Origin of the sequence: Sinorhizobium sp. NFACC03 (genome assembly GCF_900103435.1) — a bacterium.
Taxonomy (GTDB): Bacteria; Pseudomonadota; Alphaproteobacteria; order Rhizobiales; family Rhizobiaceae; genus Ensifer.
Window position 1 is genome coordinate 21,897 of record NZ_FMXF01000001.1, and the last position, 19,544, is coordinate 41,440.

The following is a 19,544-nucleotide window of genomic DNA, read 5'->3' on the forward strand; positions in this document are numbered from 1 at the left end:
GATCGCTTGGGGCGTGGGCGCGCCGGGAGCTAGTCGTCGAGCGAGACTAAGGCCTTGCCGCGGCTGAGATCGACGACCATGGAAAGGATCGCCTCCGCTTCATCCTTGCGCAGGTCCACGGTCAGAACCGGGCCCTTGTCCGTGAAGCTCTCGCCGGCAATGGTCACGTCGCGGGCGAGGAGCCGCGCCTTGATCAGCGCCATGTCGGAAAAGTCGACTGCGACGGTCGCACGCACGGTTTCGATCATCTCGATCTTTTCCGCCGCCCTCAGGCAAAGCGCCGCCGTGCCGCCATAGGCGCGCACCAGGCCACCGCTGCCAAGCAGGATACCGCCGAACCAGCGGGTGACCACCACGGCGACCCGGTCGAGCTCTTGGCCGTCAATCGCGGCGAGAATAGGCTTGCCGGCCGTGCCGCTCGGCTCGCCGTCGTCGCTGAAGCGATAGGCCTGGCCGATGCGCCAGGCCCAGCAATTGTGGTTCGCCGTGGGATCGGAATGGGCGCTCAGGAAATCCTTCGCCGCCTGTTCATCGGCAATAGGCGCGGCAATGGCCAGAAACCGGCTCTTCTTGGCGTCCTGGGTTGCCGTTTCGATGCGCGTGAGGGTGAACATGGCTGCTTCCGTTTCTGAAACGCTGATAACGGATTGCGGGCAAGGGCGCCACCACGGTTTGGGGCGCGGCCCAGGGCTTGAGTATCGGAGCGGGTCCGAACGTTTCCGGCCTTCATTTCTGTGCTTGTCACAGAAATCCAGTCACGGCGCGTCTGCGGCGTGAGAAGACACCGTCTGCAATGTCGCCTTGAAAGGTTCTTTCGCGCCGCCGACGCGGCGCAGCTGGATCTCTGTGACAAGCACAGAGATGAAGAGGAGAGGGCAGCGCCACGACGACCGGGTGAAGCCCCAGCCCCTTCATCGCCTCTCCCGCGTTCGGGAGAGGCATTCTTGTCGGTGAGGACGAGTGACGATCAGCCGATCGCCATCAGGCTGGCATTGCCGCCGGCGGCCGCCGTGTTGATCGAGGTCGAGACCTCCTCGAGCAGCCAGTTCAGGCAATAGGCGTCGGGGTTCCTGCCGATCTCTTCGGTCGAAGCCGCCTGGACGAGAACGAGCGGGCCCGGCAGGCCGGCAATCGCCTTGCTGACCTCGCGCACGCGTTCGCCGTCGCCTTCGACGAGTGCACCAGCGAACGGACCATCGGCCGCCCATTCCTTCGACCAGGAAAGTCGGGCGGAAACGCTCGCCGGCAGGTCCTTCAACGAGGCCTGGAGGCCGGAAGCGGCGTCGACGACCACGGTGTTGCCGGTCGCAAGCGCAGCACCCAGCTGGTGGTAGAGACCGGTTTCCGTCGCCGGAACCAGCAGGACGCGGCCGCGCGGGTGCAGCGCGTAGAGGTTGCGTTCGCCGACCGGGCCCGGAAGCTCCGAAAGCAGGCCGAGGGCCGAGTTGCTGCCGGCGGTGCGGGCAGCTTCTGCCTCAGTCTTGGCACCCTTGCCGTCGAGCCACTTGGCAAAGTCGAGCAGCGCCGGATCGGTGTGAACCGAGCTGTGCTGTGGCGGAACCGGTGCGGTGGCGACGAGACGGCCGAGATAGAGCGGGCCGCCGGCCTTCGGGCCGGTGCCGGAGAGGCCGCGTCCGCCGAAGGGCTGAACGCCGACGACAGCGCCGATGACGTTGCGGTTGACATAGAGATTGCCCGCCTTCACCCGTGCGGTCACATGCGCGATCGTCTCGTCGAGGCGCGTGTGCAGGCCGAAGGTCAGGCCGTAGCCGGTGGCGTTGATGTCGTCGATCAGCTGGTCGAGATCGTCGCGGCGGTAACGGATGACGTGCAGCACCGGACCGAAGACTTCGCGCTTGAGGTCGGAGAGCTTGTCGAGCTCGATGATCGTCGGTGGCACGAAGGTGCCCTCTTCGGTTCCGGAGGCAAGGCCGATCTGCTCGACCTTGCGGCCGAGACCGCGCATCGCGTCGATATGCTTCTCGATGATGCCCTTGGCTTCGGCGGTGATGACCGGGCCGACATCGACCGAGAGCCGGTCCGTCCGGCCGATCTTCAGCTCGTGCAGCGCACCCTTCAGCATCGAAAGCGTGCGGTCGGCGACGTCTTCCTGCAGGCAGAGAACACGCAGCGCCGAGCAGCGCTGGCCGGCGCTGTCGAAAGCCGAGGCGATGACATCGCCGACGACCTGTTCGGCAAGTGCCGAGCTGTCGACGATCATGGCGTTCTGGCCGCCGGTCTCGGCGATCAGCGGGATCGGTCGGCCGGCGGGCGAAAGCCGGTCGGCAAGCTGCGCCTGGATCAGGCGCGCGACTTCGGTCGAGCCGGTGAACATGACGCCGGCGATTTCCGGTGCAGCCACCAGGGCCGCGCCGATACGGCCGTCGCCGGGGAGCAACTGCAGGGCGTCGGCGGGGATGCCGGCCTCGTGCAGGACGCGCACGCCTTCAGCGGCAATCAGCGGCGTTTCCTCGGCCGGCTTTGCCAGCACAGGGTTGCCGGCAACGAGGGCCGCGGCAATCTGGCCGGCGAAGATCGCCAGCGGGAAGTTCCACGGGCTGATGCAGACGATGGGTCCAAGCGCCTTGTGGGCCGGGCCGAGCGTGCGGCGCGTCTGTTCGGCGTAGTAACGCAGGAAGTCGATCGCTTCGCGTACTTCGGCAATGGCGTTCGGCAGAGACTTGCCGGCTTCGCGGGCAATCAGGCCGAGCAGCGTCGGCATGCGTGCCTGCATCAGATCGGCGGCGCGCACCAGGCAAGAAGCACGTTCGGCCGGCGAGACGGCGGCCCAGCTTGCGGCGGCCTTGGCGGCAAGGGTCGCGGCCTGACGGGCATCGGCTTCCGAAGCCTCGGTGACCGAGCCGACCACGTCGCGGTGATCGCCGGGGTTGACGACGGCCCGCGTTTCGCCCGAGGCAGTGCCGGTTGCCAGCTGCGGAACGGCCTTCCAGTCGACGGTTGCACTCGCCTGCAGCGCGGCGGTCAGCGAGGTGAGGCCCGCTTCGTTTGAGAGATCGAGACCGGCCGAGTTGCGGCGCGTTTCGCCGAAGAGATTGTCGGGCAGAGCGATCTGGTCATGCGGCGCGCCGACGATGGGCATGGCGCGGACGATCTCGACCGGGTCGGCGGTCAGTTCGTCGACCGAAACCTTCGGATCGGCGATGCGGTTGACGAAGGAGGAGTTCGCACCATTTTCGAGCAGTCGGCGAACGAGATAGGCAAGCAGCGTCTCATGCGTGCCGACCGGGGCGTAGATGCGGCAGGGACGGTCGAGATTGCCTTTGCCGACCACTTCGTCATAGAGCGGCTCGCCCATGCCGTGCAGGCACTGGAACTCGTATTTTCCGACCTTGAAGTCCTTGCCGGCCATTTCGTAGATGGTCGCAAGCGATTGGGCGTTGTGCGTCGCAAACTGCGGGAAGATCACGTCGGTCGCGGCCAGCAGCTTCTTGGCGCAGGCGATGTAGGAGACGTCGGTGTAGATCTTGCGGGTATAGACCGGGAAATCTTCGAGACCGTCGAGCTGGGCGCGCTTGATCTCGGCGTCCCAATAGGCGCCCTTGACGAGGCGAACCATGACGCGGCGTTCGGCGCGGCGGGCAAGATCGATGATGAAATCGAGCACGTAGGGGCAGCGCTTACCGTAGGCCTGGACGACGAAGCCCATGCCGGCCCAGCCGGCGAGGTCCTTGTCGAGGCAGAGTTCTTCTAGCAGGTCGAGCGAGAGTTCGAGGCGATCGGCTTCCTCGGCGTCGATGTTGAGGCCGATGTCATATTTCTTGGCGATGAGAGCGAGCGCCTTCACCTTCGGCAGCAGCTCTTCCATGACGCGCAAGGCCTGCGAACGGGCGTAGCGCGGGTGCAGCGCCGAAAGCTTGATCGAGATGCCGGGGCCTTCATAGATGCCGCGGCCGGCGGACGCCTTGCCGATGGCATGGATCGCCGTCTCGTAGTCGCGGTAGTAGCGCTCCGCGTCGGCAGCCGTCGTCGCCGCTTCGCCGAGCATGTCGTAGGAATAGCGGAAGCCCTTCTGTTCGAGCGCGCGCGAACGGCGCAGCGCCTCGTCGATGGTCTCGCCGGTCACGAACTGTTCGCCCATCATGCGCATCGCCATGTCGACGCCGCGGCGGATGACCGGCTCGCCGCAACGGGCGATGAGACGGGTCAGAGCGGCCGAAAGGCTGCGGTCGTTCACGGTGGCGGTGAGCTTGCCGGTGACGACGAGACCCCAGGTGGCGGCGTTGACGAACAGCGAGCGGCCGCCGCCGATATGCGACTTCCAGTCGCCGTCGGAGATCTTGTCGCGGATCAGCGCGTCGCGCGTTGCGGTATCTGGAATGCGCAGCAGCGCTTCGGCAAGGCACATCAGCGCCACGCCTTCCTGGCTCGACAGCGAATACTCCTGCACCAGACCCTCGACGCCCGAACCCTTGTGCTTGGCGCGCAGTGCCTCGATCAGCTTGCGTGCGGTCTTGGCCGCTGCCGCGCGGGTCGCGGCGTCAAGCGTTGCGGCTTCGATCAGCGCCGGCAGCGCTTCCGTTTCCGGGCGGCGGTAGGCGGCAGTGATTGCCTGGCGCAGCGTGCTCTGCGGCCGCACCGGCGGGGCGAAATCGGCGAAGGGAGCCTGCGGCGCGCCGGTTTCGGTCGTGGTCTTTTGAAGCGGTGTCTGGCTCATCGAGCGCTATCCTCCGGGAAGCGGTTTGGAGGGCGCGGCGCGCCCCCGATCGTGGGCGGAAAATACGCTTCCTTTCGCCGTACATCCATCCGGCATTTTTTGTCTTTTGCGGAATGTTTCACCGCTACGGCCGAACATGACCGGAGACAATGCGGATTGTTCGCGATACCACCGGATGATCAGAGATCAGGCCGCCTTGCCGAAATGCTTCTCGCGGGCCATCAGGCACTCGTCGTCGCCGGGCATGCAGGTGCGGCAGACGATTGGCCTGATCGCATAGATCTTGCAACCGACGTGTTCGCCGAGCTTGCCGCCGAGTGCGGAGCAACGATCGTCCTCGCAGCGCATGCCGCCGAGATCGGCCGACACATATTCCGCCGGGATCAGGTCGAGCTCCTCGTCCGTCTCCAGCGAGAAGCGCGGCCAGTCGGCCGAATAGGCGCAGCACGTGCCGCAGCTCTGGCAATCGAAGATGTCGTCGGAAGCGGAATGGGTCATGCGCCAAACTAGCATGAAGGTCCGCGGTCCGAAATGGCCCTCACGCGATGGTCGCGTCCCGGCGGGCATCTCGTAGTCTTCCGTATGCACCAGCACGCCATCGTCGGTCACGACGGCGATGCCGTAGGCCGCCGGCTCGTCGACAGACAGAGACGTATCGGGTGTGTCGAAGGGCATCGGCTGCTGGTGCACGGGGCTCTTGAAGATCGAGAACGGAATGCCGCGGCTGGAGCCGCTGATCGTGCGGTGCACGTGGCCGGCAAAGATATGCCGCACGTTGCCGTGTCGTTTGACGAGCGCGTAGAACTCCGTCTCGTTGGCGAGCCGGATCATGTCCATGCCGGTAAAGCCCGTTCTGTGTGGCGGATGATGCATGAACAGCAGCGCCGGTTTGTCGCCGGCCTCGGCAAGCTGCCGGTCGAGCCAGGCAAGACGTTTGGCACAGAGCATGCCGACATGGCTGGTGGGATAATCATAGGGCGGCGCAAAGAGCGTATCGAGCAGGATGGCACGGCAGTCCGGGAAATCGATCGCCTGCTGTACGAAACCGTTCTCGTCCGCCACCGCGTCCGGGAAGGTATCGAGAAAAACCTCGCGCCAGTCGTGGTTGCCGATGGTGATGGCGACCGGCGGCGTGAGCTGATCGATGAGCCGCTTCAGCCGTTCGTAGGAAACGCGATCGGCGTAGTGGGTGAGGTCGCCGGTGAAAATCACCCGATCGGCGTCCGCATGGTAACGGTTGACGTGTTCGATGCCATTGGCCAGGCGCTGGTAGGGATCGAGCCCGATGATCGTCGTGCCTTCGGGCACCATGTGTAGGTCGGTAAAGATGATCAGCTTTGTCATGGAGATCCAGAAGGTTGCGTCGCGGGTGGCCCAAGCTGCGGCGTATGACGCGTCAAGCGGCAACTTTGGGGCGACTCTCTCGGAGCTCGGCGGTTCTTCTTGCGGCGGGCCTAGGAAAGCGCTAATGCAAACGCATCTGATATATCAGCTATGATCGCCGCTAGGGCGACGGCAAGCGAATTGGAGAAACGGCATGCGGTGGAAGCGCACAATCCAGTTGCTGGACGTTCATTGCGAGGGTGAGATCGGCAAGGTCGCGATCGGCGGCGTACCGAAGATCCCGGGAAACTCGATCGCCGAGCAGCTCAACCACATCAACACGGTCGATGACAGCCTGCGCCGGTTCCTGTGCCTGGAGCCGCGCTCCGGTTCGATCGGCTCGGTCAACCTGCTGGTGCCGCCGAAGCGGCCGGAGGCAGACGCCGGCTTCATCATCCTCCAGGCCGACCAGGCGCATGCCATGTCCGGCTCGAACTCGATCTGCGTCACCACTGCCCTGCTCGAATCCGGCATCATCGAGATGAAGGAGCCGGAGACGGTGGTGATGCTCGACACGGCGTCCGGCCTCGTCAAGGCCACTGCGACCTGCCGCGACGGCCGTTGCGAGAAGGTGAAGCTGACGATGGTCCCGTCCTTCGTGCATGAGCTCGACGTCGAGGTCGACACGCCGAAGTGGGGCAAGATCAAGCTCGACCTCTGCTACGGCGGCATCTTCTACGCGCTGGTCGATGTCGGCCAGATCGGCACCACGATCGACAAGGCGAACGCCCGCGAGATCGTCGAAGCGGGCATGATCCTGAAGGATATCGTCAACCGCACCATCCCCGTCGTCCATCCGGAGATCCCGGAAATCAAGGGCGTCGCCTACGTCATGTTCCGCGATGTCGAGGCGGACGGCACGATCCGCACCTGCACGACCATGTGGCCGGGCCGCGTCGACCGCTCGCCTTGCGGCACCGGCAGCTCGGCCAATCTCGCGACGCTGCACGCCCGCGGCAAGGTCAAGGTCGGCGACGTCCTGAAGTCGCGCTCGATCATCGGCTCCGAGTTCGAAGTGGGCCTCGAAGGCGTGACGACCGTCGCCGGCCGCGAGGCGATCATCCCGACGATTGCTGGCCGCGGCTGGACCTTCGGCCTGCACCAGGTGGCGCTCGATCCCTTCGATCCGCTGGCCGACGGCTTTGCGCTGACCGATACCTGGGGACCGCAGGCGGGCGAAATTCGCTAACCCGACCTGCTTTGAAACATGCAGTTCCGAATGAATCGTCGCTTCACACCGTTTCTGGAATTGCCCAAACGAAAACGCGGGCCGAAGATCCCTATGATCTCCGGCCCGCGCGGCCCTTGGGAGGCGTGTTGGATTATTTGATGCGGCTGGTCTTGCCGAGCATGGCCGTCTGCAGGGCGTCGTTGCCGGTAAGTTCCGCGAGCTTGCGTTCGGCGAAGGCGTCACCTTCGTTGGCGGCCTTGCGGAAGATCGCACGGGCGGCCGGGATATCCTTGGCGGTTCCTTCACCGTTCTCGAGCATCAGGCCGAGATTGACCATGGCATCGACATTGCCGCGGTCTGCGGCCAGGCGATAAAGCTTGGCAGCCTTGGCGTTGTCTTCCGGCACCAGCTTGCCTTCGTCCAGGATCACCGCGAGGTTGAAGGCGGCGACGTCGTCGCCGGCGAGCGATGCCCGTTCGAACCATTCGATCGCCAGCTTGCCGTTGACCGGCGTGCCCATGCCGTCGCGGTAGGAGACGCCGAGATTGTAGGCCGCGAGAACGTTGCCGGCAGCAGCGGCCTTCTGGTTCAGCGCGAATTCGGTTGCCGTGTCCCCCTGTTCACCGACGAGAACGGCATAGTTGGTCATCGCCAGCGCGTGGCCATGTTCGGCGGCTTCACCGAGAATGCGCAGCGACTGGGTCTTCTGCCCGGCCTTGTCGAGCACGCGGGCGAGCTGAAATTCGGTGCGGGCGCCGCTCTTCTGGTTGTAGGCCTCGCGGCAGGCCGAAAGCGCCACGCCGATCCTGATGTCTTCGGCGGAAACGGCCGGGAAAGTCTGGTTGCGCTGCAGGTCGAAGATGCTGCCCGCTTCGCGGTCGCAGACTTCGGCGGCGGAGAGATCGGCAGCGCGTGCCGACGGGAGGGCGATCGCGGCCACTGCCAGCAGACTGACGATCGCCAGGAAGAGGGCATTGATGATGCGGGTTCCGGATGTGCTGCGATTTTCCATGATGCTCTCCCCGTGTCTTCAGGATCAATTTATCGGCGACCGTCACGGAGGGCTGTTACGGCGGGAACAGCCTGGTGGCGAAAGCTCTGGCGAAGTGACGGAGGGACATAGAGAGCCGGGCCCTTGAGCCGGCTTGCATCCGGGAACGCCGGGGCTATCCTCGAAGGTCGCAACGCTCAAACGGGAGAGGGCAATGGAAGATCTGGCAGCGCCAATGCGCAAGATGCTGGTGAGCCGACGCGTTGTCGTCGGCGGCCTGCTGCTGACGGCGGCCGGCGGCGGTGTCGCCACCTCCTGGGCAAGCCCTTCACTTGGCGAGGCAACGGAGGTCCGCGGCGACGTTAGACGGAAGCAGGCGAAAAAGGACGACCCGCTCACGGTCGGTAGCCAGCTCTTCGAGAACGACCGCGTGCGCACGAATGTCGAGAGCTATGCGACCTTGAACCTCGGCACCGATACGCGCGTGCTGCTCGGCGCCGAAACCGAGCTGCTCGTCGACAGCTTCATCGCCGGTCAGGGTGGTACGCTCGAACTCGGAACGGGCCGCATGGTGTTCGATCGGCCCGAGGGCCTGCCCAAGGTCGATGTGGCGGTCCGCACGGCCTTCGGCATGATCGGCGTGCGCGGCACCAAGTTCTTTTGCGGACCGAGCCGGGCCGCATTTGCCGTCTTCGTCGAACATGGGAGCGTTTCGGTCGCGCGTGGCGGCGTGACCCGGATCGTCGCTGCGGGGCAGGGGGTGGAGTTTCATCATCGCGGTGACGCCCCGAGCGAGCCCATCAACTGGGGTGAGCCGCGCATCAGGGAAGCCTATGCCAGCGTCGGGCTAACGCGTTGAGCCGTCGCTACTCCCGACGAAAAGCGCGCTCCGCGCATTGTGTCCCAGGCTTTGCGGCGCTTTACTCCGAAACCGTGAAAAGCTCCATCGTCGAGAAGCCGCGAATTTCGTGGCTGCCGAGCGGGCGAAGCGGCTGCTTGCTTTCCGCCGCTGCAGCAGGCCCGACGCAGATCGATGTGCCTAGGAACTTGTTCGCCTCCTGAAGCCGCGCCGCCAGATTGATCGCGTCGCCATGGGCGGTGTAGTCGAGCTTGCCGCCGGCGCCGACTTCGCCGACCACCGCCGGTCCGGTCTCGACGCCGATCCGGGTCCTGCCGAAGCTGTTGGCGGCAAACTGCGGGCGTCCCCGCATCTCTTCCGTCAATGCATGGATCGCTCTGGCACACGCGATCGCCCTGTCGACGTGTTCCGGCAGGTCCTCGGGCGCGTTGAAAAAGGCGTGCACGGCATCGCCCACCACCTTATCGACCATGCCGCCGTGCTCGGCCACCAGCGCGTTGACCTCCGAAAAGTAGATGTCGAGCAAGGCAATGAGGTCCCGCGGCTTCAGTCTCTGCGACAGGGAGGAAAAGCTCTCGATGTCGGTGAAGAGCGCCGTCACCTGGCGTTCCTCGCCGGCCACGCGTGTAAGCCCGGGATTGTCGATATAGCGGGCGACGACCGATTGCGGCAGGTATTGCGAAAATTTCTGCCGTGCCGCCGCTTCGGATCGCCGCACCCGAGCAAATTGCAGGATGCTCGTCACCGCCAGAACGAGGGCGAGCGCGACCGAAATGCTGATCGCATCGATAAGCCAGCCACTGGTGTCATAGATGATCGCTGCTGCCGCGACGACGGCGCCGACGGCGATAAGGCCAAGGGCCGCGGATATCATTGGCCGAAGGCGCGCGGCCGCGAAGGCGATACCACATCCGGCGACGAGGGCCATGGCGGCCTCGGCGAGCGGAAGCCGGCTGTCACGCTTCGGTATGAAGCCGGTCAGGACCGCGTTGGCGATATCCGCGTGGATCTGCACCGAGGGTTCGAGCGGCATCGAGGCGCTGGGCCGTAAGCCCCCGAGGCTCGGCAGGCTGCTGCCGATGAGCACGAGTTTGCCTGCAAAGCGATCCGCCGCCGCCTTGCCGGACAACACATCGGCGGCGGAAACGGTGCGGGCGGCGAGCCGGTCCGCAGCACTGGCGACGAAGCGCAGGCTGCCGGTTTCATCGAGCGCCATCACCCGTCCGTCGATGCGCAACCAGGCGGGTGCGCCGCCGAGGATCGGCGTGCCGGCCCCGCGCATCAGCCGTGTCGCCTCGATCGCCAGCGTCGGATAGGCGTCGTTGCCGAGGATGGCATAGGCCTGTACCCGCCGGATCCGCGCGTCCTCGTCGCCAACGAGAAACGAAGCGGCGGCCGCCTTCGCCTGGTCCATGAACGCGGCACAGGAGGTTTCGGCGCCGTCGAGGAACCAGAGTTCGGGCGGGGCGAAGGGGCGGCTCAGTGCCAGCGGCGGTACCGGACGCGGCCGCTCCTGGATCGTATCGGCAATCAGAAAGCCGAGCACGACGGGGACACGTCCAAGCGCGGAGGCGAGGGCCGCATTGCCGTCGCCGGTCGTGTTGCAATCGGCGCTGAAGACGAAGTCGACCGCCACGGCCTCGGCGCCGGCCGTCGCAAGCCGCGACAGAAGATCGGCGGTTGCCGTCCTGTCCCATTCGCCCGACGGGCGCGATTGATGGGCCTGGCGGTCGATGTCGACCACAATGATGTCAGGCGACTGCGGCGCGGGAATCCACTGTGTCAGGCTGTCGAAGAACAGCTCGCGCTGCGTTTCTAATACCGGCTCGGCGAAGAGATAGAGGGCGACGGCAACCAGCAAGCTCGTCAGGAACCCGCCGGCAAGCGGAGTGAAACGCAATTGCCGGCGCGGCTCAGCGGCCATGCGCGCTAGTCCTCCTCCGGATCGGCGATGCTTTGCAGGCGGCCGACCTTGCAGGCGATGATGCCCTCGTTTCTTCTGATCGCGCCGCTTTCCTCCAGCCACTGGATGGCGCGGTTGACCTTCGGCCGGCTGGCGCCGAGCACACCGGCGATGTCCGTCTGGCTCATGGTCAGCCTTAGATTGGCGCTTTCCGGCAGCTCGTTGCCGTGGATCTGGCGGAGCGTGGCGAGGAAGAAGCGCGCGACGCGGGCATTGAGATCATAGAGCGCGATGGTCTCGAGTCGCTCGGTCGTGTCGCGCAGCTGGGCGCAGAGGAAGCGGATGACGGCCTCGGCCGCTTCCGGCCGGTTGGTGACGATATCGAGGAACGACTTCTTGCCGATGACATACCCTTCCGACGCTGTCATCGCCGTTGCGTCGGCCGACCGCGTCTGGCCATCGAGCACCGCCATCTCGCCGAAGATCGCGCCGGCTTCGTGCTGGCGCAGCATTAGTTCCCGGCCTTGCGGCGTGATCAGCGACAGCTTGATGCGCCCGGAAATGACGACAATCATGTAATTGCCTTCGTCGCCACGCTGGAAGATTACGGTGCCGGCCGGCCACTTCCTGTAGGTCGCGATGTCGGCAAGCTCGGCAATGGCATTCTTGTCGAATTCTTCAAAGATCGGAAACGAGCGCCAGAAAGTCGGGCTCCTGTTGATTTCGTTCATGACATGCCCCCGCGCGGCGTCCCCTGCCGCGCCGAAATTCTTCGCCCAGCCGCCTCGTCCTTGCAATAGAAAAGAACGATGTGCCGACGATGTAGTTCCGTGTTTGTCTGCGGATAAGTCAGAAAGCGCCAAGCTCGGAGGTTGACGATGCCGGCTGGTCGTTTCATTTTCTTGAACGATCTGTCGCTCTCGGAGCGGCTAGATGAATTTCAAAATGCTGATACTTCTGTTGCCAACAACCGTTTCTCACAGGAGCCTCGCATGCCTCAGAATGTTGTCGTCCTCATCGGACGCGTCCTCCTCTCTATCATGTTCATCATGTCCGGTTTCAGCAAGCTGATGGATCCGTCGGGCACGGCCCAGATGATCACCGGCGCTGGCTGGCCGGCACCGACCGCACTCGCTTACCTTGCCGGCCTCTTCGAACTCGTCGCCGGTCTTGCCGTTCTCGTCGGCTTCCAGACGAAGATTGCCGCCTATCTGCTTGCGGCGTTCAGCCTTATCACCGCTTTCGCCTTCCACAGCGGAGCGATCAACATCCCGAACTTCCCGCCGGAAGCCAACGGCCTGCTGACCGTCTTCAACGGCCTGATGATGATGAAGAATATCGCGATCGCCGGTGGTTTCCTCGTGCTCGCCGTCTTCGGCCCCGGCGCTCTGTCGGTCGACAAGCGCGGCGCCTGAGACCGAAGATGCCGCGCGTTGGGATCAACGCACAAGGCATACTCTGGTTTACCGCAGTAACATCAAGCCCGTCGCTCGTTCGGCGGGCTTCTTGCATTTCAGGGATAAATCACGCCCTTGCGCAGAATGACGTTGCCGTAGAGCCTGGGCTCGCTCGTCTGGACGACCGTGTGGGCGGCTCTTACGCGCGGGTAAAAATCCGCTCCGAGCAAGGGCACGACACGGCGGCCGGGCTCGTGCCGGGCGCAGCACGCGACGATCTCCTGATGCACCGGGTCCAGCGCCTCCCTGTCCTGTTTGACGGTGGCGCGGAAGATCGCTTCGGGCACGAAATCGTCGATTGGCAAAACGCTGAGGATGGCGTCGAGCACCGGGATCAGCGGGTGCCCGTCGAGCCGGACGAGACGGCGTGCATGTTCCTGGCCCGGATAGTTGCCGTCGACCAGCGCGATTTCATCGCCGTGCCCCATCGCCCGGAGCGTTGCGAGCAACTCGGGACTGAGGATCGGGTTTAGTCCTTTCAGCATCAGCCGAGCTCCTTGAAGAGGACATTGGTGTCGAGCAGATAGCGGGAGAAGAGCGGCAGGCTGGCGCCGCCGATGGCGCGCGCGTGGCTACCAACCAGGCCTTCCACCAGTTCAGGGATGGTAACGCCCTGGAGGTCGAGCTCGTAGAGCGCCCTGCGGGTGGCGGCGAGCAACCGGGCCCGGACCCAGGGTGGGAAGCCGCCGTCGATGACAACGGCCGAGAAGTCGACGATCGAGACGGCCGACACGACAGCCTGGGCAAGCGCCGCGCCACAGTCGTCGATCCAGATGTCGAGCGGTTCGCCGAAGTCGATCCAGTCGTCAGCCGAGTACCAGAGCGGCCGCGGGTCGATGCCGCGTTCGCGCAGCAGATTTTCGAGCACGAAGACCGAGGCGATCTTGAGGAGCTGGATGGTCCTGCCGTCCTTGCCCGAGACCGGCAGGGGGCCGATGGCGCCAGCCGTTCCGGTACGCCCGGAGAAGAGCGCCGAGTTCAGGACGACGCCGCCGCCGATGAACGAGCCGATATAGAAATAGACGAAGTCCGGGTAGATGGCGCCGACGCCGAAGGCGAGTTCGGCGCCGCAGGCGCTGGTGCCGTCGTTCTGCAGGAAGACCGGATAGGTGGTGCGGGCCGAGATTGCCGCCTGCAGATCGATGTCGCGCCACTTGTTCATTTCTTCCCGCGGCGCGCCCACTTCCTCCGCCCAGTTCCACAGTTCGAAGGGCGTGGCGATGCCGATGCCGGCGATCCGCTTGCGCTGATCGGGGTTGAGTTGCTGTTCGAGCTTCGCCATGCCGGAAATGATGAAATCGACGAGATCGCCGGGCAGCGGATAGGCATGCACATGATGCAGATGCAGCCGGATGCTGCCGACGAAATCCATCAGCACGAGATCGGCGCTGCGCCGGCCGATTTTCACGCCGAAGGAAAAGACCGCGTCCGGATTGAGCCGCATCGGTGTCGATGGTTGTCCAACCTTGCCGCGAACGGGATCGCCCTTGACCAGCAGGCCGTCGCTTTCCAGCGCCCGCATGATCACCGATACGGTCTGCGCCGAAAGGCCGGAACGCCGGGCGATATCGGCTTTGGAGAGGCCGCCGTGACGCCTGACCAGCGACATGACCAGGCGCTCGTTATAGGCGCGCACGCGCGTCTGGTTGGCCCCGCCGCTAGGGTCAATGACCTCAGGTTGCATCGGTCCCCGATCAGGACCGTCTGTCAGTGACATGCCACCGTCTCCTCCCGTTGGCATTAGATCACGATGGTTCAGGGTCGGATCGACCCAAAACCATAGACGTGATCGCTTCTCAAAAGCTGGAGCGGGATCAGGCGGAAAACCGCATGCACTTTTCCTCATTCCGCTCTGGTGCCCGCTTGGCGCAGGTCTGTTGTTTCCGCTTGCTGTGACTCTGTCAATTTGTCTGACGCTCCGCTTCTCGGACGGAGCGTCGTCATCCCAAGAATGCCACATCGAAATAATAATTCAATTTGATTTATTTATTGACACCCCGGAATTTTAATGTTTGTTTTTGTCTCGGAAGCGTCGATTGCAACGGAGGAAAATGTTGCTGTCGCGTGGCCTGGGGGCGGTCCGCCGACCCGATTTTCAATCCTTGGGAGGATTTCATGAAGAAGACTGTTCTTTCCGCTGCTTTCGGCGCGCTGTCCCTTGGCGTCGTTTTCGCCGCGCCGGCACAGGCTGCTGATGTCGGCGCCTGCCTCATTACCAAGACCGACACCAACCCCTTCTTCGTCAAGATGAAGGAGGGTGCTACCGCCAAGGCGCAGGAACTCGGCGTGACGCTGAAGGCCTATGCCGGCAAGATCGACGGCGACCACGACAGCCAGGTGGCTGCAATCGAATCCTGCATCGCCGATGGCGCCAAGGGCATCCTGATCGCCGCCTCCGACACCAAGGCGATCGTCGATCAGGTGAAGAAGGCGCAGGACGCTGGTCTGCTCGTGATCGCGCTCGATACACCGCTCGATCCGCCGACCGCTGCCGACGCGACGTTTGCAACCGACAACCTGCTCGCCGGCAAGCTGATCGGCCAATGGGCCGTCGCCACCATGGGCGAGGGTGCCAAGACCGCCAAGATCGGCTTCCTCGATCTACTTCCGTCGCAGCCGACGGTCGACGTCCTGCGCGACCAGGGCTTCATGATGGGCTTCGGCATCGACACGAAGGATCCGAACAAGATCGGCGACGAAGATGATCCGCGCATCGTCGGCCACGACGTCACCAACGGCAACGAAGAAGGTGGCCGCAAGGCGATGGAAAACCTTCTGCAGAAGGATCCCGACATCAACGTGATCCACACCATCAACGAGCCGGCCGCCGTTGGCGCCTATCAGGCGCTGAAGGCCGTCGGCAAGGAGAAGGACGTGCTGATCGTCTCTGTCGACGGCGGTTGCCCGGGCGTCAAGTCGGTCGCTGAAGGTGTCATCGGCGCCACCTCGCAGCAATATCCGCTGATGATGGCGGCCCTCGGCATCGAGGCGATCAAGAAGTTCGCCGATACCGGTGAAAAGCCGAAGCCGACGGAAGGCAAGGACTTCTTCGACACCGGCGTTTCGCTCGTCACTGACAAGCCGGCTGCCGGTGTCGAATCGATCGACACCAAGGTCGGCACGGAGAAGTGCTGGGGCTGATCGCCTTTGCTCTTCGAACGCATGAGCCATTAACGGAAGGGCGGCCCCGGCCGCCCTTCGCGTAAGCGCCGATGTCTTTGACACGGCGATGAAAACCGCGCAGCTTCTTAAGAGTGCTTATGCCCGCGTCTTTGTGGGCGGGCTGTGCACGACTGCATCGCAACCCCTTGGGAGCGGGGTTCACGGGAGGAAGGTCCATGGGCGAGCCCAACACAGCCGCACAACCATCCCAGGAATTCGAAAAAGTCCTGGTCAACAGTTCGACGCAGGTCGCGTCGTTCGATACGCATGACAAGACCGCGATCCAGAAGATCCAGCATTTCCTGCATTCGACGCCGGCGGCCGTGCCGTTCATCGTGCTTGTCGCAGCAATTCTGATCTTCGGCATTGCCATCGGCGGGAAGTTCTTCTCGTCCTACACGCTGACCCTCATCCTCCAGCAGATCGCCATCGTCGGTATCCTCGGCGCCGCGCAGACCCTGGTGATCCTGACCGCCGGTATCGATCTTTCGATCGGGGTGATCATGGTGCTTTCGGCGGTCATCATGGGCAACTGCGCCGTGACCTATGGGCTTCCGGCACCGATCGCGATCTTCCTCGGCTTCGTCGTCGGCGGCGCCTGCGGCTTTCTCAACGGCTTCCTCGTCTCCAGGGTCAAGCTTCCGCCGTTCATCGTCACGCTCGGCACCTGGTACGTGATCATGTCGACGAACTTCATCTATTCGGCCAATGCGACGATCCGCGAGGCCGATGTGACGGCCGTCACCCAGATGCTCCACGTCTTCGGTGTCAGCTTCAAGGTGGGCTCCGCTGTGTTCACGCTCGGTGTGGTGATGATGGTCTTGCTGGTCTTCGGCCTCTGGTATGCGCTCAATCACACGGCCTGGGGGCGTCATCTTTACGCTGTCGGCGACGATCCGGAAGCGGCCAAGCTCTCCGGTATCCGCACCAGCCGCGTCCTGCTCAGCGCCTATACACTGGCCGGGCTGATCGCCGCACTCGCCGCCTGGGTCTCGATCGGCCGCAATGGTTCGATCTCGCCGTCGGCAGCCGTCACCGACTACAATCTGCAGGCCATCACAGCAGCCGTGATCGGCGGCATCTCGCTCTTCGGCGGACGTGGGTCGATCCTTGGAACCCTGATCGGCGCGATGATCGTTGGCGTCGTCTCCATGGGCCTCAACATGCTGGGCGCTGACCCGCAATGGAAGGTCTTCCTCACCGGAGTGCTGATCATCACCGCCGTCGCCATCGACCAGTGGATCAGAAAGGTAGCTGCCTGATGACACAGGAACCCATTCTCACAGCCCGCGGCCTCGTCAAGCGCTACGGTCGCGTGACCGCCCTCGACTATGCCGACTTCGACCTCTATCCCGGCGAGATCCTCGCCGTGATCGGCGACAACGGTGCCGGCAAGTCCTCGATGATCAAGGCGATATCGGGCGCCGTCACGCCCGATGAGGGTGAGATCATGCTCGAGGGCCAGCCAGTCCACTTCCGCTCGCCGATGGATGCACGCTCGGCCGGCATCGAGACGGTCTACCAGAACCTGGCGCTGTCGCCGGCGCTGTCGATCGCCGACAACATGTTTCTCGGCCGCGAGATTCGCAAGCCGGGCATCATGGGCAAGCTCTTCCGCACGCTCGACCGTGGGGAGATGGAGAAGCGGGCACGGGCAAAGCTGTCCGAGCTCGGTCTGATGACCATCCAGAACATCAACCAGGCGGTGGAAACGCTTTCGGGCGGCCAGCGCCAGGGTGTGGCCGTGGCGCGCGCCGCAGCCTTCGGCTCTAAAGTGGTGATCATGGACGAGCCGACGGCAGCACTTGGTGTCAAGGAAAGCCGGCGGGTGCTGGAGCTGATCCTCGACGTGCGTTCCCGCGGTCTGCCGATCGTGCTGATCTCGCACAACATGCCGCATGTGTTCGAGGTGGCTGACAGAATCCATGTCCATCGTCTCGGCAAACGGCTATGCGTCATCAATCCGAAGGAGCACACGATGTCGGATGCTGTCGCCTTCATGACCGGGGCGAAGGAGCCGCCGCGCGAAGCGCTCGCGGCATGAACGTCGAGCCGATCGCCAACGAAATCCTGAAACGGGCGGCTGGTGCTGCCCGTTTCGTCGTCGCCATTGCCGGCCCTCCGGGTGCCGGCAAGTCGACGCTGTCGGACGCGCTCGCCGAGGCCCTGGTCGCCCGCGGCGAAAAGGCGGCGGTGCTGCCAATGGACGGCTTCCACATGGACAATGCCGTCCTGGAAGAAAAGGGCCTGCTCCCTCGCAAGGGCGCGCCGGAAACGTTTGACGTTAGGGCGTTCCTGTCGACGGTTCAGGCGGTCCGCGCCAATGACGGCGAGGTGCTTGTTCCGGTTTTCGACCGGTCGCGGGAATTGGCGATCGCCTCGGCCCGGATCGTTGCGCCCGAAACACACATGGTTCTCGTGGAGGGCAACTATCTGCTTCTCGACGAGGCCCCCTGGAACAAGCTCGCGGGTGCCTTCGATTTCTCCATCTTTATCAACCCGGGGATCGAGGAGCTGGAGCGGCGTCTTTTGAAACGCTGGTACGATCACGGTTACGAGGAGGAGGCGGCGAAGCGGAAAGCCCACGGCAACGACATCCCCAACGCGCATCGCGTCGTCGAGCACCAGCGACGCGCAGATCTCGTGCTTGCGGATTTCTGATCGATGGTCGGATTGCGGATTGTGTTTCCTGGCGCATTGGTGTTATCGAGACGCGGTTCCACCACATGAGTAACCGCCCGCCACCCGCACCTGCCGGCTGCAAAGCCGCGCGCGCGGATCGGGCGCGAGCAGAGCGGGATGAAAGCGGTTTCCGCCTGCATTCCGTTCTGAGCTAGGAGAACGCTGACCATGCAAGACCTCGTTATCCGCCGGCCGGATGATTGGCACCTTCACCTGCGCGACGGCGACATGCTGAAAGGCGTTATCGCCGATACCAGCCGCCATTTCGCCCGCGCGATCATCATGCCCAACCTGGTGCCGCCGGTCGTGACGACCGCCGACGCCAGCGCCTATCGCGAGCGCATCCTCGCCGCGCTTCCCGCGGGCGACCGGTTCGAGCCGCTGATGACGCTCTATCTCACCGCAGGCACCAATCCTGACGACGTCGAGGCCGGCCACAGGAGCGGCCTCGTCAAGGCGGTCAAGCTTTACCCGGCGGGCGCGACGACCAATTCGCACAGCGGCGTGCGCAACATCGATGAAGCGATGCCGGTGCTGGAGCGCATGGCGAAGGTCGGCCTGCCGCTCTGCGTCCATGGCGAGGTCACGAGCTCGGATGTCGACATCTTCGACCGCGAAGCCGTGTTCATCGAGACCGTGCTCGATCCGTTGCGCAAGCGGCTGCCGGAACTGAAGGTGACGATGGAACACGTCACCACCAAGGACGGCATCGATTACATCAAGGCGTCGAAGGCAAACCTTGCCGGCTCGATCACCACCCATCACCTGATCATCAACCGCAATGCGATCCTGGTCGGCGGGATCAAGCCGCACTACTACTGCCTGCCGGTCGCCAAGCGTGAGAACCACCGTCTGGCGCTGCGCGCGGCCGCCGTCTCCGGCGACAAGCGCTTCTTCCTCGGCACCGACTCCGCCCCCCATGTCGATCCGCTGAAGGAATGCGCCTGCGGCTGCGCCGGCATCTACACCTCGATCAACACCATGAGCTGCCTGGCGCATGTGTTCGAGGAGGAGGGTGCACTCGACAAGCTCGAAGCCTTCGCCTCGCTGAACGGCCCCACCTGGTACGGTCTGCCGGTCAACGAGGAAACGATCACGCTGCGCAAGCAGGCTGAAGCGGTCACCTATCCCAAGAAGATCGAGACCGGCGCCGGTCTGGTCACCGTTTTCGATCCGATGTTCCCGCTGCACTGGGCCGTCGTCTGATCACTGCATAATTCCTTGGATCGGATGGATCCAAGGACAAAATTATGCAGCAGTT

Annotated in this window: 16 protein-coding genes and 2 pseudogenes; 8 read left to right on the forward strand and 10 right to left on the reverse strand. The window is 64.1% G+C overall.

Annotated elements, in window-relative coordinates; genetic code table 11:
• Nucleotides 1-29 precede the first annotated feature (29 nt).
• The 4 genes and pseudogenes from BLU35_RS00120 to spdA all read right to left on the reverse strand — a co-directional run bounded on the left by BLU35_RS00120 (nucleotide 30) and on the right by spdA (nucleotide 6,019).
• Complete coding sequence (locus BLU35_RS00120; protein WP_057248063.1) at nucleotides 30-614, reverse strand: IMPACT family protein; 585 nt, start codon at nucleotides 612-614, stop codon at nucleotides 30-32.
• Nucleotides 615-967: 353 nt separating this feature from the next.
• Entirely contained in the window at nucleotides 968-4,675 is a 3,708-nt protein-coding gene (putA, locus tag BLU35_RS00125) for a trifunctional transcriptional regulator/proline dehydrogenase/L-glutamate gamma-semialdehyde dehydrogenase (RefSeq protein ID WP_093231829.1), read from the reverse strand.
• 186 nt (nucleotides 4,676-4,861) lie between these two features.
• Nucleotides 4,862-5,173, reverse strand: a complete 312-nt coding sequence (locus tag BLU35_RS00130) for a YkgJ family cysteine cluster protein (protein ID WP_093232289.1) — start codon at nucleotides 5,171-5,173, stop codon at nucleotides 4,862-4,864.
• A 40-nt stretch (nucleotides 5,174-5,213) separates the two neighbouring features.
• Nucleotides 5,214-6,019, reverse strand: a pseudogene (gene spdA / locus BLU35_RS36560) (2', 3'cyclic nucleotide phosphodiesterase SpdA).
• 193 nt (nucleotides 6,020-6,212) lie between these two features.
• Between spdA and BLU35_RS00140 the strand changes: the two are divergent.
• A complete protein-coding gene (locus BLU35_RS00140) occupies nucleotides 6,213-7,247 on the forward strand; it encodes a proline racemase family protein (protein WP_034797259.1) in 1,035 nt (344 codons plus the stop codon).
• Nucleotides 7,248-7,380: 133 nt separating this feature from the next.
• Here BLU35_RS00140 and BLU35_RS36565 read toward each other — a convergent pair whose 3' ends face one another.
• Both BLU35_RS36565 and BLU35_RS36570 read right to left on the reverse strand, forming a co-directional pair.
• On the reverse strand, nucleotides 7,381-7,719 hold the full coding sequence (locus tag BLU35_RS36565) for a tetratricopeptide repeat protein (protein WP_306341304.1): 339 nt from the start codon (nucleotides 7,717-7,719) through the stop codon (nucleotides 7,381-7,383).
• Nucleotides 7,696-8,241, reverse strand: a pseudogene (locus BLU35_RS36570) (SEL1-like repeat protein); the annotation flags it as partial. The gene BLU35_RS36565 and the pseudogene BLU35_RS36570, both read right to left, overlap by 24 nt.
• A gap of 214 nt (nucleotides 8,242-8,455) precedes the next feature.
• On the opposite strand from BLU35_RS36570, the gene BLU35_RS00150 reads away from it, so the two are divergent.
• Nucleotides 8,456-9,079, forward strand: coding sequence for a FecR family protein (locus BLU35_RS00150; RefSeq protein WP_057248254.1), 624 nt, complete (start codon nucleotides 8,456-8,458; stop codon nucleotides 9,077-9,079).
• 61 nt (nucleotides 9,080-9,140) lie between these two features.
• On the opposite strand, the gene BLU35_RS00155 is transcribed toward BLU35_RS00150, so the two are convergent.
• Both BLU35_RS00155 and BLU35_RS00160 read right to left on the reverse strand, forming a co-directional pair.
• Nucleotides 9,141-11,003 carry a CHASE2 domain-containing protein gene (locus tag BLU35_RS00155; protein WP_093231831.1) on the reverse strand — a complete coding sequence of 621 codons (1,863 nt, stop codon included), beginning with the start codon at nucleotides 11,001-11,003 and terminating at the stop codon, nucleotides 9,141-9,143.
• 5 nt (nucleotides 11,004-11,008) lie between these two features.
• Nucleotides 11,009-11,713, reverse strand: a complete 705-nt coding sequence (locus BLU35_RS00160) for a Crp/Fnr family transcriptional regulator (protein WP_058323618.1) — start codon at nucleotides 11,711-11,713, stop codon at nucleotides 11,009-11,011.
• A 261-nt stretch (nucleotides 11,714-11,974) separates the two neighbouring features.
• Here BLU35_RS00160 and BLU35_RS00165 point away from each other — a divergent pair, with 261 nt between their 5' ends.
• On the forward strand, nucleotides 11,975-12,397 hold the full coding sequence (locus BLU35_RS00165) for a DoxX family protein (RefSeq protein WP_057248255.1): 423 nt from the start codon (nucleotides 11,975-11,977) through the stop codon (nucleotides 12,395-12,397).
• Nucleotides 12,398-12,495: 98 nt separating this feature from the next.
• Here BLU35_RS00165 and BLU35_RS00170 read toward each other — a convergent pair whose 3' ends face one another.
• Together BLU35_RS00170 and BLU35_RS00175 are read right to left on the reverse strand one after the other, a co-directional pair.
• Nucleotides 12,496-12,924, reverse strand: a complete 429-nt coding sequence (locus tag BLU35_RS00170; RefSeq protein WP_057248068.1) for an RbsD/FucU family protein — start codon at nucleotides 12,922-12,924, stop codon at nucleotides 12,496-12,498.
• Nucleotides 12,924-14,156 carry an ROK family transcriptional regulator gene (locus BLU35_RS00175; protein WP_093231832.1) on the reverse strand — a complete coding sequence of 411 codons (1,233 nt, stop codon included), beginning with the start codon at nucleotides 14,154-14,156 and terminating at the stop codon, nucleotides 12,924-12,926. The genes BLU35_RS00170 and BLU35_RS00175 overlap by 1 nt, the downstream gene beginning before the upstream one ends.
• Before the next feature lie 398 nt (nucleotides 14,157-14,554).
• Between BLU35_RS00175 and BLU35_RS00180 the strand changes: the two genes are divergently transcribed.
• The 5 genes from BLU35_RS00180 to pyrC all read left to right on the forward strand — a co-directional run bounded on the left by BLU35_RS00180 (nucleotide 14,555) and on the right by pyrC (nucleotide 19,489).
• A complete protein-coding gene (locus BLU35_RS00180; protein ID WP_057248256.1) occupies nucleotides 14,555-15,580 on the forward strand; it encodes a sugar ABC transporter substrate-binding protein in 1,026 nt (341 codons plus the stop codon).
• A 197-nt stretch (nucleotides 15,581-15,777) separates the two neighbouring features.
• Nucleotides 15,778-16,863: an ABC transporter permease gene (locus BLU35_RS00185; RefSeq protein ID WP_057248070.1), complete on the forward strand. Its 1,086-nt coding sequence runs from the start codon at nucleotides 15,778-15,780 to the stop codon at nucleotides 16,861-16,863.
• A complete protein-coding gene (locus BLU35_RS00190) occupies nucleotides 16,863-17,645 on the forward strand; it encodes an ATP-binding cassette domain-containing protein (protein WP_057248071.1) in 783 nt (260 codons plus the stop codon). The genes BLU35_RS00185 and BLU35_RS00190 overlap by 1 nt, the downstream gene beginning before the upstream one ends.
• The gene (locus BLU35_RS00195; RefSeq protein ID WP_093231833.1) at nucleotides 17,642-18,262 is read left to right on the forward strand and encodes a nucleoside triphosphate hydrolase; all 621 of its coding nucleotides are present in this window, start codon (nucleotides 17,642-17,644) and stop codon (nucleotides 18,260-18,262) included. Before BLU35_RS00190 ends, BLU35_RS00195 begins: the two co-directional genes overlap by 4 nt.
• 189 nt (nucleotides 18,263-18,451) lie before the next feature.
• The gene (pyrC, locus tag BLU35_RS00200) at nucleotides 18,452-19,489 is read left to right on the forward strand and encodes a dihydroorotase (RefSeq protein WP_057248073.1); all 1,038 of its coding nucleotides are present in this window, start codon (nucleotides 18,452-18,454) and stop codon (nucleotides 19,487-19,489) included.
• The last annotated feature ends 55 nt before the right edge of the window (nucleotides 19,490-19,544 follow it).

Coding starts and splice junctions, on each gene's coding strand:
- BLU35_RS00180 (WP_057248256.1), top strand. CDS start 14,555: ATGAAGAAGACTGTTCTTTCCGCTGCTTTCGGCGCGCTGTCCCTTGGC.
- BLU35_RS00160 (WP_058323618.1), bottom strand. CDS start 11,713: ATGAACGAAATCAACAGGAGCCCGACTTTCTGGCGCTCGTTTCCGATC.
- BLU35_RS00120 (WP_057248063.1), bottom strand. CDS start 614: ATGTTCACCCTCACGCGCATCGAAACGGCAACCCAGGACGCCAAGAAG.
- BLU35_RS00170 (WP_057248068.1), bottom strand. CDS start 12,924: ATGCTGAAAGGACTAAACCCGATCCTCAGTCCCGAGTTGCTCGCAACG.
- BLU35_RS00130 (WP_093232289.1), bottom strand. CDS start 5,173: ATGACCCATTCCGCTTCCGACGACATCTTCGATTGCCAGAGCTGCGGC.
- BLU35_RS00165 (WP_057248255.1), top strand. CDS start 11,975: ATGCCTCAGAATGTTGTCGTCCTCATCGGACGCGTCCTCCTCTCTATC.
- BLU35_RS00185 (WP_057248070.1), top strand. CDS start 15,778: ATGGGCGAGCCCAACACAGCCGCACAACCATCCCAGGAATTCGAAAAA.
- BLU35_RS00155 (WP_093231831.1), bottom strand. CDS start 11,003: ATGGCCGCTGAGCCGCGCCGGCAATTGCGTTTCACTCCGCTTGCCGGC.
- pyrC (WP_057248073.1), top strand. CDS start 18,452: ATGCAAGACCTCGTTATCCGCCGGCCGGATGATTGGCACCTTCACCTG.
- BLU35_RS00190 (WP_057248071.1), top strand. CDS start 16,863: ATGACACAGGAACCCATTCTCACAGCCCGCGGCCTCGTCAAGCGCTAC.
- BLU35_RS00195 (WP_093231833.1), top strand. CDS start 17,642: ATGAACGTCGAGCCGATCGCCAACGAAATCCTGAAACGGGCGGCTGGT.
- BLU35_RS00175 (WP_093231832.1), bottom strand. CDS start 14,156: ATGTCACTGACAGACGGTCCTGATCGGGGACCGATGCAACCTGAGGTC.
- BLU35_RS00140 (WP_034797259.1), top strand. CDS start 6,213: ATGCGGTGGAAGCGCACAATCCAGTTGCTGGACGTTCATTGCGAGGGT.
- BLU35_RS00150 (WP_057248254.1), top strand. CDS start 8,456: ATGCGCAAGATGCTGGTGAGCCGACGCGTTGTCGTCGGCGGCCTGCTG.
- putA (WP_093231829.1), bottom strand. CDS start 4,675: ATGAGCCAGACACCGCTTCAAAAGACCACGACCGAAACCGGCGCGCCG.